Origin of the sequence: Sporosarcina psychrophila (genome assembly GCF_001590685.1) — a bacterium.
GTDB classification, from domain to species: Bacteria; Bacillota; Bacilli; order Bacillales_A; family Planococcaceae; genus Sporosarcina; species Sporosarcina psychrophila.
Genome location: NZ_CP014616.1, coordinates 4,163,698 through 4,180,701 on the forward strand (window position 1 = coordinate 4,163,698; position 17,004 = coordinate 4,180,701).

General features: G+C 44.0%; 17 protein-coding genes. All 17 read right to left on the reverse strand.

Annotation, left to right across the window (positions count from 1 at the left end; translation table 11 throughout):
• Positions 1 to 25: 25 nt before the first annotated feature.
• The 17 genes from AZE41_RS19475 to rho all read right to left on the reverse strand — a co-directional run bounded on the left by AZE41_RS19475 (position 26) and on the right by rho (position 16,949).
• Positions 26 to 397, reverse strand: coding sequence for an ATP synthase subunit I (locus AZE41_RS19475; RefSeq protein ID WP_067213126.1), 372 nt, complete (start codon positions 395 to 397; stop codon positions 26 to 28).
• A gap of 584 nt (positions 398 to 981) precedes the next feature.
• Positions 982 to 2,103 (reverse strand): non-hydrolyzing UDP-N-acetylglucosamine 2-epimerase, encoded by a 1,122-nt coding sequence (wecB, locus tag AZE41_RS19480; RefSeq protein WP_067214075.1) that lies wholly within the window; start codon positions 2,101 to 2,103, stop codon positions 982 to 984.
• Between the two features lie 19 nt (positions 2,104 to 2,122).
• Positions 2,123 to 2,752: a uracil phosphoribosyltransferase gene (gene upp / locus AZE41_RS19485; RefSeq protein WP_067213129.1), complete on the reverse strand. Its 630-nt coding sequence runs from the start codon at positions 2,750 to 2,752 to the stop codon at positions 2,123 to 2,125.
• 91 nt (positions 2,753 to 2,843) lie between these two features.
• Positions 2,844 to 5,000, reverse strand: coding sequence for a putative bifunctional diguanylate cyclase/phosphodiesterase (locus tag AZE41_RS19490; RefSeq protein WP_067213132.1), 2,157 nt, complete (start codon positions 4,998 to 5,000; stop codon positions 2,844 to 2,846).
• A gap of 73 nt (positions 5,001 to 5,073) precedes the next feature.
• Entirely contained in the window at positions 5,074 to 6,324 is a 1,251-nt protein-coding gene (locus AZE41_RS19495) for a serine hydroxymethyltransferase (protein WP_067213134.1), read from the reverse strand.
• Positions 6,325 to 6,516: 192 nt separating this feature from the next.
• The gene (locus AZE41_RS19500) at positions 6,517 to 7,065 is read right to left on the reverse strand and encodes a TIGR01440 family protein (RefSeq protein WP_067213137.1); all 549 of its coding nucleotides are present in this window, start codon (positions 7,063 to 7,065) and stop codon (positions 6,517 to 6,519) included.
• Between the two features lie 200 nt (positions 7,066 to 7,265).
• On the reverse strand, positions 7,266 to 7,703 hold the full coding sequence (rpiB, locus tag AZE41_RS19505) for a ribose 5-phosphate isomerase B (RefSeq protein ID WP_067213140.1): 438 nt from the start codon (positions 7,701 to 7,703) through the stop codon (positions 7,266 to 7,268).
• Positions 7,704 to 8,066: 363 nt separating this feature from the next.
• Positions 8,067 to 9,377: a methyl-accepting chemotaxis protein gene (locus AZE41_RS19510; RefSeq protein WP_067213143.1), complete on the reverse strand. Its 1,311-nt coding sequence runs from the start codon at positions 9,375 to 9,377 to the stop codon at positions 8,067 to 8,069.
• Positions 9,377 to 9,820 (reverse strand): low molecular weight protein arginine phosphatase, encoded by a 444-nt coding sequence (locus tag AZE41_RS19515; protein ID WP_067213145.1) that lies wholly within the window; start codon positions 9,818 to 9,820, stop codon positions 9,377 to 9,379. The genes AZE41_RS19510 and AZE41_RS19515 overlap by 1 nt, the downstream gene beginning before the upstream one ends.
• Before the next feature lie 58 nt (positions 9,821 to 9,878).
• Positions 9,879 to 10,382 carry a manganese efflux pump MntP gene (locus AZE41_RS19520; protein ID WP_067213147.1) on the reverse strand — a complete coding sequence of 168 codons (504 nt, stop codon included), beginning with the start codon at positions 10,380 to 10,382 and terminating at the stop codon, positions 9,879 to 9,881.
• 69 nt (positions 10,383 to 10,451) lie between these two features.
• Positions 10,452 to 11,480: an L-threonylcarbamoyladenylate synthase gene (locus AZE41_RS19525; protein WP_067213150.1), complete on the reverse strand. Its 1,029-nt coding sequence runs from the start codon at positions 11,478 to 11,480 to the stop codon at positions 10,452 to 10,454.
• Positions 11,481 to 11,540: 60 nt separating this feature from the next.
• The gene (locus tag AZE41_RS19530; protein ID WP_067213153.1) at positions 11,541 to 12,098 is read right to left on the reverse strand and encodes a stage II sporulation protein R; all 558 of its coding nucleotides are present in this window, start codon (positions 12,096 to 12,098) and stop codon (positions 11,541 to 11,543) included.
• A gap of 44 nt (positions 12,099 to 12,142) precedes the next feature.
• Entirely contained in the window at positions 12,143 to 12,997 is an 855-nt protein-coding gene (gene prmC, locus AZE41_RS19535; protein WP_067213155.1) for a peptide chain release factor N(5)-glutamine methyltransferase, read from the reverse strand.
• A complete protein-coding gene (prfA, locus tag AZE41_RS19540; protein ID WP_067213157.1) occupies positions 12,990 to 14,066 on the reverse strand; it encodes a peptide chain release factor 1 in 1,077 nt (358 codons plus the stop codon). Before prfA ends, prmC begins: the two co-directional genes overlap by 8 nt.
• Positions 14,067 to 14,314: 248 nt before the next feature.
• On the reverse strand, positions 14,315 to 14,920 hold the full coding sequence (locus AZE41_RS19545) for a thymidine kinase (protein ID WP_067213160.1): 606 nt from the start codon (positions 14,918 to 14,920) through the stop codon (positions 14,315 to 14,317).
• Between the two features lie 190 nt (positions 14,921 to 15,110).
• Positions 15,111 to 15,335: a 50S ribosomal protein L31 gene (gene rpmE / locus AZE41_RS19550; RefSeq protein ID WP_067213163.1), complete on the reverse strand. Its 225-nt coding sequence runs from the start codon at positions 15,333 to 15,335 to the stop codon at positions 15,111 to 15,113.
• A gap of 330 nt (positions 15,336 to 15,665) precedes the next feature.
• A complete protein-coding gene (gene rho, locus AZE41_RS19555; RefSeq protein ID WP_067213165.1) occupies positions 15,666 to 16,949 on the reverse strand; it encodes a transcription termination factor Rho in 1,284 nt (427 codons plus the stop codon).
• Positions 16,950 to 17,004 lie beyond the last annotated feature (55 nt).

Here is a 17,004-nt window from a genome sequence, read left to right on the forward strand (position 1 = left end):
GTAAGCTCTTTTCTTCGAAAAAGCTTTAATGGTTTTTTGTACGGAATATAATCCCATCAGCCAATAGCAGGATGTAAGGAATCATAAGCCCGATAACCGAACTAACCAGGTTAAAATGTTCCGGCAGCGAAATCGCGACTGCCGCCGCAGCCACACCGGATGCGAAACGCATCAGCGTTCCAAGTGATGCTCTTTTCTTACCCTCCGTAAAAATCTTGTCGAATCTCTCCATTCTACGGACAAGAATCCAAAAATTATACAATCCGAACAGAGATCCGAGAATTAATCCTGCGAAAATCGGCTTCAAATCAGTTAATGCCCACCCTAGAACGAACAATGCGAGCAAAAAAAAGAGAGCCTTCTTTTGCTTTCTATGAATTTCTTGCAATGTTTGCATGTAGGTGATTCTCCTGATTCGTATTTCCAAATTGTATGGAGCCTTGCAACTTCGATTGAGATAAGGCTTAGTAGCAAGCAAATCACAAGAAAAAGCGGGGTGGTCCCGTTTCGCTGTCCAGCCAGTTATTTGTCCAGTCTAAGCAGGCCGCTTACACTATTCTTGGCAAGACTCTGAAAAGGATGGAACCTGTAAGTTGTGCGAGTATTGTCGAATGGAAGGCAATTCGGCAGATGCTGCGTTTAATCAAATGCATGATGCTATTTAAGCCTCTGCACATCCGTCAAAAAACGATAGGATGCTAACACAGCCTTAACATTCACATTATGTCGCCGTTTCATATATGAAAACCCTATCATTCTTACCCTTTGTAAGCATACAATAGGCATATTTTGATGTCAATTGATTACAGTGAAATTTTTCACAAAGACTTCACATTGTCAAACATTCGACAAAATTGGAAGGTTGTTCGATGAATATTAATGATTTTGGGTTTTCAATTAGGACTTTCCCTATTTTTTTGAAATTCCATGACCCTATTCCAAAAAAATACGACCGGATTTATCCGGTCGTCGTGCTACTTGTTATTCTATAGAAGATAAGTACTCTTTCAACGCTTCAACGATTCGTTCAGAAGCGTGTCCGTCACCATATGGATTGGACGCTTTTGCCATTCTGCTGTATTCTGCTTCATTGGTTAAAAGTTCATCCGTCAATGTGAAGATTGTTTCTTCATCCGTACCGGCCAGTTTTAATGTCCCCGCTTTGATACCTTCCGGGCGTTCGGTTGTATCGCGCAAGACGATAACCGGTTTACCAAGTGAAGGCGCTTCTTCTTGGATACCACCTGAGTCCGTCAAGATAATGTGTGATCGTGCTGCAAAATTGTGGAAGTCAACAACTTCAAGCGGTTCGATCAGATGAATGCGGTTGTTGCCTCCAAGAAGTTCATCAGCTACTTCGCGCACTGCCGGATTCATGTGAACAGGATAGATAACTTGGATATCATCATGTTTCACAAGTAACCGGTTTATAGCACGGAACATGTTGCGCATTGGTTCGCCAAGGTTTTCACGACGATGTGCAGTTAGTAATATAAGCCTGTCCGTTCCGATTTTATCGAGAACAGGGTGTGAGTACTCTTCACGCACTGTCGTTTGAAGCGCATCAATCGCAGTATTTCCGGTGATATAGATGCGATCTTTCGATTTTCCTTCGGCTATCAAATTGTTAGCCGATTGTTCTGTCGGTGAAAAATGAAGATCAGCAATGACACCTGTTAGCTGCCTATTCATTTCTTCCGGGTACGGTGAATATTTATCCCACGTACGAAGCCCTGCTTCAACATGTCCAACCGAAACTCGGTTGTAAAACGCTGCAAGTCCACCGATGAAAGTTGTCGACGTATCTCCGTGGACCAGTACGATATCGGGTTGCGCTTCTTTCATGATACGGTCAAGCCCTTCGAGTCCGCGTGTTGCAACATCAACAAGTGTTTGCCGATCTTTCATGATATTAAGATCAAAATCTGGTGTGATACCGAATGTGTGAAGCACTTGGTCCAGCATTTCACGATGTTGCGCTGTAACCGTCACAATCGATTCGATGTCGTCCGAATGCTTTTGCAATTCCAACACAAGTGGAGCCATTTTAATAGCTTCCGGCCTTGTACCGAAAATCGTCATCACTTTCCATTTCTTTGTCAATATCTTCACGCCTTCCAAATCATTTTGTTCCGAATAGACGGTCGCCAGCATCACCAAGTCCTGGTACGATGTAGCCTTTTTCATCCAATTTCTCATCCATCGCAGCGATATAAATATCCACATCAGGATGTGCATCTGTCAATGCTTTCACACCTTCTGGAGCAGCAATTAGACACATGAACTTAATGTTTTTCGCACCGCGGCTCTTCAACGATTCGACCGCTGCAATTGCAGATCCGCCCGTTGCAAGCATCGGATCGACGAGAATAAAGTCACGTTCCGATACATCGGAAGGTAGTTTTACGTAATATTCGATGGGTTGCAACGTTTCAGGGTCACGGTACAGGCCGATATGTCCTACTTTTGCTGCTGGAATTAATTTTAGAATTCCATCTACCATACCAATACCTGCACGTAAGATTGGAACGATTCCAAGTTTCTTGCCTGCAAGTACGCTCGATTTAGCTTTACAGACCGGCGTTTGAACTTCCACTTCCTTAAGTGGAAGTTCGCGCGTGATTTCGTAAGCCATAAGTGTCGCTACTTCATCGACAAGCTCACGGAATTCTTTCGTTCCTGTCTCGATATCACGTATGTACGTAAGTTTATGTTGGATAAGTGGATGGTCAAAAACATGTATTTTCGGCATTAATATTCGCCCCTTTATTAGAATGTCCTGTTCATTATAACAGATATATTCCAGTTCAGGTACGCTAGACATCTGACTACTTAATGTCTAACTATTCGGCAAGCAATCGCTGAATTTCTTGCAAAGGCATTGGCTTATAATAGTAGAAACCCTGCCCCACTTTACAGCCTAGATTACGTAAAATTTCAATATGTCTTTCCTCTTCGATTCCTTCTGCAACTGTTGTCAAATTAAGGTTTTCAGCCAGTTGAATGATTGTTCTGACGACTGCGAGCGTGCCCGGTTCATCAAGCTCACTAATGAAACTTCGATCAATCTTCAATTCGCAAAGAGGTAATTGAGGCAAATAGCTGAGCGAAGAATAGCCGACACCAAAATCATCGACGGATATTTCAAAGCCTGCCGCATTTAGTGCATGAAAAATCGATTTCGCCTTTTGTATGTCAACGAGTCCGATACTCTCCGTCATTTCCAACATAATATACTCGGGTGAAAGGTCATGGTTATCAGCTAGCCTTATTAACTTCTCGACGAAAGTCCGGTCAAAGAAATGGTGGACAGAAATATTGACGGCCACCTGATACATCTTTTCACCTGTCTTTTGACGTTTCCGCAGCCATTCCATTACTTTTGATAATATAATTATTTCCAGTTCAATGATTTTACCCATATTTTCAGCGGCTGGGATGAAAAGATTCGGCGGAACTGGGCCTAGCACCGGTGAAAACCAGCGAGCAAGCGCTTCGAAGCCAATGATTGCTCCATCTTTCAAATCGACTTTGGGCTGAAGGTAGACATCGATTTCCTGTGCAATGAGTGCTTTCGATAATTCATTGACAATCTTCATTTCTTTGATTGTTTCTTCGTTTTGAAGATCCCTGTAAAATGACATCGCATTGCCAGGCTTCTTTTTCGCGTCTGACATAGCTATATCCGCCCGGCGCAGCAGTTCCTCTTCACTTTTTTTGTCACCTTCGGAAAATGAAATTCCGATTTTCAGTGTGATAAACAGTTCCTGTCCCGCAACAATGAACGGTTCCGTAACAATCGTACCTAATTCGAAAAGGTAGTTCCCTTCACCGCTTTCACCCGTTATAACGAGTGATGCACTTGAAAAACGCCCGATAAAGTTCGAGTTTCTTTTCCCTGCTTTTTCGATTCGTTTGCCCAGCTGGATAAACAATTCATCGGCTGCATTTCTTCCATATAGGTCAACTATTTTTGCGTATTCACCTGGTTCTATGACCGCAACAAAATGGCCTTGACCATCTAAGAGATTATGTTTAAGTTGGTTCAAAAACGCATGACGGTTCGGCAATCCTGTTTGCGGGTCAGTAAAAGCAAGCCTGCGATACTCTGCCTGCTGTGTATAATGCTTTCTCGTCATTTGGACAATCGGGACCATCTTTTTGAGAAACTGAATTTGAGTTTCTGTTGGATTTCCGTTTTTCTTCACGAACACCGTTACGAGTCCGTCCATTTCATCTTCACTGTCAAATGTCGGAACCGACCAGTTCGAATGGAAATCAATTACCGGTTTTTCTCCTTGTAGAACTTTCTCTTGATTATTTTCCATGACTATCACATCTTCTGATATATAACTGGTTTCAAGTGCCTCATTATCCAATATTTCTCCAAGCAATTGATCAGGTACTGAATCCGCTGCTCCGATGTACCACCCATCATTTTGCTCTTTGAAAAGAATCGAACATACAGACCCTTTTGGAAAGAAAGATTCGACAACGGTTCCTATCTTTTGTAATAAATCAGAGAGTTCTGCTCCCGTATTTATCCCTAAAAAAATCTCCTCTTGTAATCGAAGTAGGGATTCGTCTTTTTTCCGTTCCGTCACATCTAAAATGAAAGAAGAGGTAAATAAAACTTCCCCTTTTTCGTCGACGAGCGGCTGGATGACAAGCTCATTCCAAAATGGAGTACCGTCTTTTTTATAATGAAGGATCTCGGCATTCGCAGGCATTCCCTTGCGAAGTTTCTTATTAATTTCCTCAATAAGCTCCATGTCGGTTTCTTCGCCTTGCATGAATCGCAAATTTTGCCCAATAACTTCTTCGGACGGGTAGCCCGTAATTTCTGTAAATGCTTCATTGATAAAAACAACTGGATCGTCTGAAACAGATGGATCCGTCAAAATGAAACCTGTTCGAAAACGACTTCCAAAACGTTGAAGCCAATTAAACAATATTGCTTTTTCAGCTTTTTCAGTCTGTGTTTTTCTAGGATTACCCATCATTCAACCCCCCTTCAAATGAAAGAAAAAATAAGCCGCCATCCATATTGATAGCGGCTTATTTCTTTAGATATTATGCATATAGCGGAAATTTGTCCGTCAATGCGGTAACACGTTGCTGAGCTTCTTTTTTCACAGCTTCGTCTTCATGATTTTTCAGAACCTTCGCCATGATCGATGCGATTTCTCGCATTTCTTCTTCCTTGAAACCACGTGTTGTAACAGCTGGTGTTCCAAGTCGTACTCCCGAAGTAACAAACGGGCTTTCAGTGTCATATGGAATCGTGTTTTTGTTCGTAGTGATGCCGATTTCATCTAGTGCGTGCTCTGCAATTTTACCCGTGATTTCAAGTGAACGCAGGTTAAGCAAAACCAAATGGTTATCTGTTCCGCCTGATACGATGTCTACACCTTCAGCTATTAGCGCTTCAGCTAATGCTTTCGCATTGCTCTTCACTTGTTGGATATACGTTTTGAATTCCGGTTTCTGTGCTTCGCCAAATGCCACCGCTTTTGCAGCAATAACGTGCATCAATGGTCCACCTTGAACTCCTGGGAAGATTGACTTGTCAAGTTTACGACCAAATTCCTCTGTAGAAAGAATAAGTCCACCACGAGGTCCGCGTAATGTTTTATGCGTTGTCGAAGTGACGAAGTGTGCATGCGGAACTGGGTTTTGATGTTCGCCGACTGCTACAAGCCCTGCGATATGCGCCATGTCGACGAATAGGTACGCGCCCACTTCATCCGCAATTTCACGGAACTTAGCAAAATCAATTTCACGTGGATAGGCACTCGCACCCGCTACGATCATTTTCGGCTTATGCTCAAGCGCTTTTTGACGGACATCTTCGTAGTCAATTAGCTCATCTTCCTTGCTCACTCCGTAATCAACAAAGTTATACAATTTACCTGAGAAGTTAACTGGGCTTCCGTGTGTCAAGTGACCGCCGTGCGAAAGATTCATACCAAGAACAGTATCTCCAGGCTCAAGTACTGCAAAATAAACAGCCATATTTGCTTGTGCACCAGAGTGCGGCTGAACGTTTGCATATTCCGCGCCGAAGATTTCTTTCACTCGGTCACGTGCAATATTTTCAACGACGTCGACATGTTCGCAACCGCCGTAATAGCGTTTGCCAGGGTAGCCCTCAGCGTATTTGTTCGTTAAATAAGAACCTTGTGCTTCCATAACCGCTTCTGTTACGAAGTTTTCAGATGCAATTAGTTCAATATTTGACTGTTGACGCTTTTTCTCCGCCATAATCGCTTCGTATACTGCCTCATCTTCACGTTGTACGTTGCCCAATTTGTTCAATTCCATATTCTCATTTCCCTTCATCATCTATTTTTTTGTCCAGTCTACAGCGGCCAGACGCTCGGAGGCCCACACGAAGTGGGTCATGCGGCGGAGAGGGATTGAACTGCATCCCTCTTTGTTGCCACAGGAAGTGGCGATATTAGGCTGCGTTCCTTTTCCGTCTTGCGCCTGTCGCGTCTATGCGGGCCGCTTCCGCTATTCTAAATATGTTGCTCTAATTCCACCTATTAACTTCGGTCTGGTTGTTGCGACCGTGACAACTGCATTGCCGATTTGCCCAATTGATGTGCGTAAAGGGACAGCAACCCGTTTCAAATGCATGCCGATTAATGTTTGTCCAATATCGATGCCTGCACTTGCGCGAATTTCCTCTACAACTACAGGGTCATTCATATGCTGATAGGCGTAGGCCGACATTGAACCACCCGCATCTATCATTGGAATGACTGAAACTGGCTCTAGCATGAACTTTTCAGCCGCGTGACGTTCAATTGTCAGCGCCCTGTTAATATGTTCACATCCTTGGAATGCAAGAAATAGTTTATGTTTTTTGGCAAAGTCTTTTAAGGGGTCGTATAGCGCTTTTCCAATTTCAAGCGCCCCTCCAGTGCCGATTCGTTTACCGGCAATTTCAGAGGTCGAGCAGCCGATGACGAAAATTGTGCCCGGTATAAGGTCTGTCTGTTCAGCCATTTCCGCTAAAAGCTGCTCGAGTTGAAGCTTCCATAAATTCAAAGCGTCCATTTTATACCACCTGCCTTCTTATGGTGTCTAGCTCCAGCGCCTAGCCCCTCGGGTCGCTTCAGTCTTGCCGAAAAGGCATAGGACGCCTTTGTCGTCAAGACTTCCAGCGCTTTTCGGGGCTAAACAGGCGCTTTGGCCCACACGAAGTGGGTCATGCAGTCGTTGCGACACGATGTCGCAACGACTGCCTTCCTTTAAATTTAGTTTTCCAGTTCCATGAGCTTGCCGATGCGGCGCTCATGGCGTCCGCCTTCGAATTGCGTGTTTAACCAAGCTGCAACTACTTCCCTTGCATGACCTGGTCCGATGACACGTTCTCCCATCGCAAGGATGTTTGAGTCGTTATGCTGCCTTGTGGCTTTCGCACTGAAGACGTCATGAACAAGCGCACAGCGGATACCTTTTACTTTATTTGCTGCAATAGACATGCCAATCCCTGTTCCACAAATAAGAATGCCTCGGTCGAAATCTCCCGATGCTACTCCATTTGCGACGGGTGTCGCATAGTCCGGAAAGTCAACTGCCTCATTCGAATCCGGACCAAGATCTACAAATTCCAATCCTAACTCTGCTAATAACTTGATAATTTCCTGACGAAGATTGTTTCCGCCATGGTCTGAAGAAATCGCGATTTTCACAGGATCCCTCTTTTCATAATATACTCACAACTCATTCTATCATTTTTCGGCAAAAAAAACACAGCCCTAATGAAAATTGGGCTGTAAATCGAATTTTCTTATTGTCTGACTCCCTAACCTACAGGATTCAGTGGGGAAGGATCGAACTTCATCCCCCATATTACGACAGGACGTCACGTCTTAACGGTTGCTTCCGCTTTTCGTTATGTCCTAGTTACAGCAGTCAGACGTTCGGGTCATAAGGCGGCTCAGCTATGTGGCAAAGGACGCCACTCGGGCCTGCATCCTGCAGGTCATGCAGTCATTGCGACAGGACGTCGCGACCTTAGACTGCCATCCTTTCCGCCTTATGCCTGTCGAGTCTTAACGGCTGCTTCCACTTTTCGTTATGTCGAACTGGCTAATGACATTATATAGATCTTCGGATTGGCTCTTCAGTTCACTCGCCATCGCATCTGCCTGTTCAATTGATTGAACTTGTTCCTCTGTTGCCGCTCCGACTTCAAGCGCACCAGCGGATGTTTGTTCCGCAATTGCTGCGACTTCCTGTGATTGGCGTGCGGTTGTCTCTATATTTGTCAGCTGAAGTTCGACAAATTTCGTGATTTCTACGACGGAATCTGCCATGCCGTTCACTTTAGACGCCATTGCTTCGACATTTTCACTCGTTTCATTGGCACGGTCTGCTTCGGTCGCCGCCGTCTTCACTTGTTCTTCCATTTCCTTCACGACTTTTGTAACATCGGTTTGAATAGTTACTACAAGATTAGAAATTCCCTGTACTGCTTTGGCGCTTTCATCGGCGAGTACACGCACTTCTTCTGCAACTACCGCAAATCCTTTACCATGTTCACCTGCACGCGCCGCCTCGATGGATGCATTCAGCGCCAATAAATTTGTCTGTGCCGCAATGTTACCGACAAGCTGGACGATTTCACCGATTTTTTGTGCATTATGATCTAGTTGCCTAATTGTGCCAAGTGATAGTTCACTTTGTGAAGACATATTTCGGATGCCATCGACAAGCATACGGAATACCTCTGTCGTTCGTACAAGTTCCTCAAGCATCTCTTTTGAGCGTTCAGACGAATCTTCAGCCCTGCTGCTCACTTCAACAGCCAATAACCGAACATCTTCAATCGCTTCCGCTGTTTCTTGGATGGCGATCGCCGATTCCTCTGCGCCCGAGGCTATTTCCTTGATCGTAGATGCTACTGCATCCGCCTGTCTCGCAGCGGCTCCGGTTTCAGCAGATAAGCTATCAACTGTAGTGGCCGTCTTTTCATAATTCGTCTCAATTTGCCCAACTATCGTACGCAAATTAAGGACCATATGCTGAAACGCTTCCGCCACTGAGCGGATTTCATCAGACGAGTTCGGCAGTACAATATCCGTTCCGATTTCGCCATCTGCGACTTTGTTAGCCGCTTTCTCAAGATTTTGTAATGGTTTCGTTAAAATCGTACTGAAGAGTGCCGCTAACACGCCCGACCAAAATATTCCCATTCCATATGTCATCACTGCAAACCAGAACGGTTCAAATTTCGGAAAAAATTGTGGTTGTACGACATTAATAAATAAGGCACTCGTTGTGTAAGTGACAATCGCAAGTATTGTTATAAATAGAATAAGCTTTCTCTTTAATCCAAACTTTTTTCCCCTTTTTTCTCTCATCACGATTCCTCCATCAATTTCTGTTCAAGCACATCGATAATTCCCGACAACTCATTGAATACATGCCGATATGTATCGATATCGCCTCCGTACGGGTCATACACATCTCCAGTTGAATCCGGTTTCACAAATCCTTTTAGTGTAAATGTTTTGTATTTTACTTCTGGGTGAGAGTAAATGAGATTTGCTTTGTGCCCTTCTGTCATTGTTAAAACAACATCAGCCCACTTCAAATCCTCACTTGAAACAGCTCTTGAAACGGGCGTGTAAAGCATGTCCGCTTCTTCGATAAGCGTTTTCGCGTTCAGAGAAATCGGCCAGCCATCTTGTGCGAGAACACCCGCTGAACGAACTGACACATTCTCAATCCCTCTGGAACGAAGAATTGCCTCTGCCATCGGGCTTCTACACGTGTTTCCGGTGCAAATCAAATATATATTCATTATTTTCACCCTCTCTCTTTAGAATAGCCGAGTTTTGCGAATAAAGAAACATCAAATTTCAACGAAAACATGACAATACTCCTATTATTATTAAAGCGAATCCTGCAATTAGTCTTAGTGCTTCCCCATTTTTAAGGCCAAGACGTCCTTTTAATAAGAGCGCTGCACAGGAAAAAATAAAAGTAAACGCTCCCGATGCCACGATAAATAGAACTTTATCCATTTGGAGCATACCAAATGAAACACTCACTGAAAAAGCGTCGATACTTACGGCGAATGCAATGATAAAAGGAGAAACTTGTTTCGATGAAGAGCTCGGTGTATCACTTTGTAACAACATATGTATACCTATCAACCCAAGCATTACGCCTGATAATATACTGCTCCACACTGTAAATATATGTGCGGATAACTCCCCAGTAACGAATCCAAGGAACGGGAAAGCCATATTAAGAAATGACGTCCAAAGCGCTAACGTAAGTTTCCCTTTATTTACTTGCAGGAATGAATAAATGACTAAAACATCTAAGGTCGTAATGCCAGCCGCAAATAATTCCGCCAAAATAAAACCTCCCCGAATACCGCATCGGTTCATCTTATGCGGCATTTGAGGAGGTCATTCGTATTAGCTTCAGTTCATAAAGTGTTTTCCTTCGGCCGCTTTCATTAATCTGTTCATGACAGCGGCGCCAACTCCAGCCAAGTCCGTTTCAACAGCTAGAATAAGATCCGCTTCCGTCAAATCACACTTACGGAGCGCTCCGTATAAATTTGTCGCCATTGCTTCATTATTACCTGCCACACCAATTGCAAAGTACCAATCAGCGCCTGAAATACCCAATTCATCTGGCCCAATCAGCGCGACCTTCTTGCCTTCAACATGAAGCTTATCAATAGCTGCACAAATTTTATCCACGTCGTAATTAATGACATAAAGAGGAGCTTCCGGTGCATAGTGCAAATACTTCATACCTGGGGAACGTGGTGCTTGTTCACCAGGCGACTTTGTTTCAGAATTTACAGGACCAACGATGCTCTCAATCATTTCTTGCGTTGTCCCCCCTGGCCGTAAAATAGTGGGCGGAATGGTCGTCATATCCAATACGGTTGACTCCACGCCAACACCAGTTTGTCCCCCGTCAAGAATGAGTGGAATGAGCCCATCAAGATCTTTATGTACATGAGCCGCTTCAGTTGGGCTCGGTTTACCGCTTTGATTAGCACTCGGTGCTGCAAGCGGTTCACCAAGTGCGCGTAGAAGTCCTAATGCAACCGGATGATCCGGCATTCGTACGCCCACGGTCTCAACGCCGGGTGTTACGTTCGGGGCGATGACGCCTGGTATTTTGTGAAAGACAAGCGTCAATGGACCAGGCCAAAACGTATCCATCAGCTTTTCTGCATCTGCGGAAATATCCGTCGCATAATTGAAGACTTGTCCTTTATTACCAATATGTACGATGAGTGGGTTGTCGGAAGGTCTGCCTTTTGCTTCGAATATTTTTTGTACCGCTAACTCATCAGTTGCAAGTGCGCCTAAACCGTATACTGTCTCCGTAGGAAACGCGACGACACCGCCACTTTTTAAAATATCCACAGCCTGTTTATAGTTTCTTTCGTTATCCATAAAGTTATCCACTGAAAAAACTTTTGTTTCCATGAGCTAATCCCCCACTTATACACATTTTAATCACTTTATCCACAAACTTTGTTGGTAACTTTATGCGAATAGCCCTTTTATCCACTCCCAGACGAAAAAAGTGACTTTTTCCTCTTCTTCCTCTTTCTTATCCGGGAAACAGATTTTCGGGAACATTGCACACCACCAGTTATCCCCACGTCCACTACCAATTGTCAAAATATAGGCATCATATGTTGCTTGTGGGCTAATAAATAGACCCGACCGCTTCGGTGGAAATAATGCTTCTTTTCGTTCAAGTGAAATGGTAGCACCGTTTGACATGGCGTTAGCAATTTGAAGGATTTCACTTTCTAGTGCGACCAAGTTATCCCCAAGTTCTTGTTTCGAATGTGACTTATTAACCGCGTTTTCGATTAGCGGCTGTATTTCACGTTGAATCCCTATTTTAATCTGCTGATCTGCGGGCGTATCTGAGTGGGCAAGCAATCTGAAACGGATAGCATCATCCTCTTCCGTCGCCGTTAGGAATACCGCTATGAAGGCCTGAATAATGATAAGCAGGATAATAAATTCAATATAAGGCACCAATTTTTGAACTATAGTTTTCTTTCTGATAATCTCGTAGTCTGTTAACATCTTTATCCCCTCCTACTCTGCATTGTTGCCAGAGTAAGGGGGATTTATTCACGAGTCTCGCAAAATATCATTCGATCTTTGCCGTTAATATCTTTTACTGTTTCAACTAAAGCCTGCGGAAATGCCTCTGTGAATAACTTATGCACATCTGGTCCCTGAAGGTAACCGATTTCGACTGCGACGAGGGAGGGCTTGTTCATAAGTGGCGGCAATGTTTCAGCAAGTTTTCGATAAAAGTAAAGTCCATCTTCATCCGCAAATAATGCATTATGCGGTTCGTGATCGAGGACTGTACCTGACATTAAAGTCGCTTCATCATGTGCGATATAGGGCGGGTTGGATAACACGACATCCCATTTGTCCTTCGCAATCGGTTCAGTAAGATCGCCTTGCAGGAAAGTCACGTCGGCGTCATTTGCTTTTGCGTTATGCTTCGCGATTGCAAGCGCACCTTCACTGATGTCCGTTGCAGTAACGAGAGCTTCGGACCATTCTTTTTTGAATGAAACTGCGATTGCACCGCTACCTGTTCCGATATCTGCAACGGTAATTTTTTTAGTGGCGAAGAGTTTCTGGCTTCGTTCAAGCGCGCCGTAAACGAGCTCTTCTGTTTCTGGACGCGGGATAAGAACATTTTCATCCACTTTGAAGGTGTAGCCGTAGAAACCTTCTTCACCAATTACATATTGTACGGGTCTTCCTTCGAGCAGTTCGTCGGTTTTATCCCAAAAGTCCTTGTGTTGTTCGCCTGTAAGTTGTTCCTGTACATCTGCAAATAAAGAAGCCCTAGACTTTTGTGTGACAAATTCCATAAGGAGCTGTGCAGCATGTGGTTCAATGCCTTGTTGTTCCAATAAAGAAGAAGCCCGCTGAAGAGCTTCATAGATTTTTTCAGTCATTACGATCCAAACTTTCTAGCCGATATGCCTGTTCTTCCATAATAAGTGCGTCGATAACTTCATCGAGTTTACCTTCAATAATCTGATCAAGTTTCTGGATCGTCAGGCCGATACGGTGATCAGTTACCCGATTTTGTGGGAAGTTGTATGTGCGAATCCGCTCAGAACGGTCGCCTGTACCAACTGCTGATTTCCTTTTTTCATCGTACTCATCTTGGATTTCACGTGTGAATTTATCAGAAACGCGTGCCCGTAATACTTTCATCGCTTTTTCTTTATTTTTGATTTGCGATTTCTCATCTTGAATCGACACAGTGATGCCTGTTGGAAGATGCGTCAACCGAACGGCGGACATTGTTGTGTTGACCGACTGACCTCCAGGACCGGATGATGCAAATGTATCCGTCCGAATGTCTTTTTCATGAATAACAATTTCAACTTCTTCTGCTTCAGGAAGGCATGCGACAGTTGCTGTCGATGTATGTGTACGCCCACCGGATTCAGTTTCCGGGACCCGCTGTACACGGTGCGCTCCGTTTTCATATTTCAATTTTGAATAAGCACCCGTTCCATTAATCAAGAAAATAATTTCTTTAAAGCCACCGAGTTCTGTCGGAGACGAATCCAACACTTCGACTTTCCAATGGTTCATTTCCGCGAAACGGCTGTACATGCGGAATAAGCTACCGGCAAATAATGCCGCTTCATCGCCACCTGCTGCGCCCCGGATTTCCATAATAACGTTCTTGTTATCATTCGGATCTTTTGGCACGAGCAATAACTTTAACTTTCCTTCGAATGATTCGATTTGGTCTTCCAGTTCGGAAACTTCCATTTTGACAAGTTCTTTCATTTCATCGTCGAGAGATTCGTTCAACATTTCTTTAGCGCTTTTAAGTTCAGCTTTTGCATGTTTATAGTCACGATAGACTTCAACTTTTTCCTGTAAGCCGGATTGTTCTATCGAGTACTCCCGGAGTTTCGTCATGTCACTTACTACCGCGGGATCACTGAGCATTTCATTCAAATGATCATATCGGTCTTCTACTGCTTGTAACCTTTCAAACATTGTGGACACCTCATTTTCAGGACTGTTTTGTACGTTTATTGTACGGGAAATCTCTTGGTAAATACAATTATTTCACTGATGCTGACGTTGTGCGTGAAGTTCGCAACGTTTCGGTGAATGTAAGCAACGCTTCGCACGAAATTCGTAACGTTACAGAAAAACTAGACAACACTCCAAAGAAACACCAACACCCGCACCCTTTCACACTAAAAAACCCGCCCTCTTCTGCCGGACGGGCTTGATTGCTGTTATCCTTTTACAGTTGCTGCAGCTGTTACGCCTTTTGGTACTTCGTGGTGCTTGCGACATCTTGGTTCGTACGCTTCTGAAGCGCCAACTAGAATAATGGGATCATCGTAGCCCGCAGGCGTGCCGTTAATGAGACGCTGCGTCCGGCTAGAGGGCGAGCCACACACTGTGCAGACAGCCTGTAATTTGGTAACGTGTTCAGCCACAGCCATTAGACGTGGCATCGGCCCGAATGGTTCGCCGCGGAAATCTTGGTCAAGTCCAGCAACGATTACTCGGAATCCACGATTGGCCAATTCCATCACGACGTCAACGATACCCTCGTCGAAGAATTGAGCTTCATCGATTGCGATTACGTCATAATCTTCGGTGACAAACTGCTCAATATGGTTTGAGCTGGCAATCGGATTCGCGATAACAGTTGTCCCATTATGGCTGACGACGGCTTCTTCACTAAAACGATCATCGATTTCCGGTTTGAATACCGCAATTTTTTGTTTAGCGAACTGCGACCGTCTTATTCGGCGAATCAATTCCTCGGATTTCCCTGAAAACATACTACCGCAAATGACCTCAATCCAACCGCCTTGCATTGTTACGTACATGGTGAATCTCCTTCCAGTTGCCTCTATATAATTATTTATTTTCATATCATTAGATTATCTATCATACCCTAAAATCAGTTGCATTTAACGTCTTTTATTTCAGACCTAAATGTGTTAGTCACATTTTTCTCCAAAAAGAAATACCCGCCCGGCGCATGTGCACCTGACGGGTATTGTGAAAATCTTACTCTTAGCCTTCTTCTTCGCGGCCTTCTTCTTTGAGACCATATTTTTTGTTGAAGCGGTCGACACGTCCGTCCGCTTGAGCAAATTTCTGGCGTCCAGTGTAGAATGGGTGGCATTCCGAACAAACTTCAATTCGGATGTCCTCTCTTACAGAACCTGTTTCAAATGTGTTACCACATGAACAAGTAACAGTTGCTACTTTATAAGCTGGGTGAATTGCTGCTTTCATCAATCTCTCTCCTTTCGCCCTGAACCATCTGGAACAGAGTTGTATTATAAGACTGATGCCTTACACGGTCCGTATTCGTCAACCGTATATGCACGCAGATATTATTTAAGTTACCTAAAATATTATAACAAGTTTTTTTTGTAGATGCAACTATTTTATTTGCTACGACATATGCTGTACTAAAGAATTCCACTAAATTCGCTACGGCGCTCGGGGATGCCTCCCGCCCTAAGTCAAGCAGCTTCGCCGCAAGTCTTAGGGCTTCGGCTCCCCCTTGTAAGGCGCCTTCGCTTAGTTTACTTAGGCAAAGCAGTCACCATGGGCTTTTGATTATAGCAACCCTTTACCATTACGGTGGGCTTTCATTTCGTCATTTAATTTATCGAAGAACTCTTCATTTGTTTTTGTGAGACGCAATTTCTTCATGAAACGTTCTGTAAAGTCATGCGAATCGGAAAATGTTTTACGAATCGCCCATAGCTTTTCAAGCTGGTCAGCTGGAATAAGCAATTCTTCTTTCCGTGTACCTGAGCGGCGTATGTCGAGCGCTGGGAAGATCCGTCGTTCCGCAAGATTGCGGTCAAGATGCAATTCCATATTGCCTGTCCCTTTGAATTCTTCATAGATGACTTCATCCATGCGTGAACCTGTGTCGATCAAAGCCGTCGCAAGAATGGTCAAGCTACCGCCTTCTTCAAGATTACGTGCTGCCCCGAAAAATCGTTTTGGACGATGGAATGCAGCTGGATCGATACCACCTGACAGTGTGCGTCCACTTGATGGAATAACAAGGTTATACGCGCGCGCAAGTCGTGTGATGGAATCCATAAGAATGATTACATCCCGCTTATGCTCTACAAGTCGCATCGCCCGTTCTAATACAAGTTCCGCCACTTTGACGTGGTTTTCTGGTAACTCATCGAATGTTGAGCTGACGACATCAGCCTTAACGGAGCGTTCGATATCAGTCACTTCTTCTGGTCTTTCATCAATCAGAAGGACAATCAGTTCCGCGTCAGGATGATTCATTGTAATTGAATTCGCAATTTCCTTCAACAACAATGTTTTCCCTGCTTTTGGCGGAGCGGCAATGAGTCCACGCTGACCGAAACCAACCGGCGAGATAAGATCCATAATACGTGTCGATAGCTTTAATGGATCCGTTTCAAGTTTGATATGACGGTCTGGATAAAGAGGTGTTAGTGCCGGAAAATGCACGCGTTCACGTGCTACTTCTGGATCTTCTCCATTGACAGCTTCTACTTGTAGAAGACCGTAATAGCGTTCCGATTCTTTTGGCGGCCGAACTTTCCCACTTACTTTATCACCGTTTCGAAGATCGAAACGTCGGATTTGTGAAGCGGATATATAAATATCTTCTGAACTTGGTGAGTAGTTGATTGGACGAAGGAAGCCGTAGCCCTCGGATTGAATAATTTCAAGAACACCTTCCATGAAGAAGAAGCCTTCCTGTTCCGCCCTCGATTTCAATATAGCAAAAATAAGTTCCCTTTTCGTCAACTTGCTGTAATAAGCAATTTTATATTCTTTTGCATGGGCATATAACTCTTTTAAGATCATATTCTCCAACGCTGATATTGTTAGCACTGTCATCTTTTGGCACCACTCTTTAGGTTAATGGGTTGAATTTTTGAGGTTAATCTAGGAA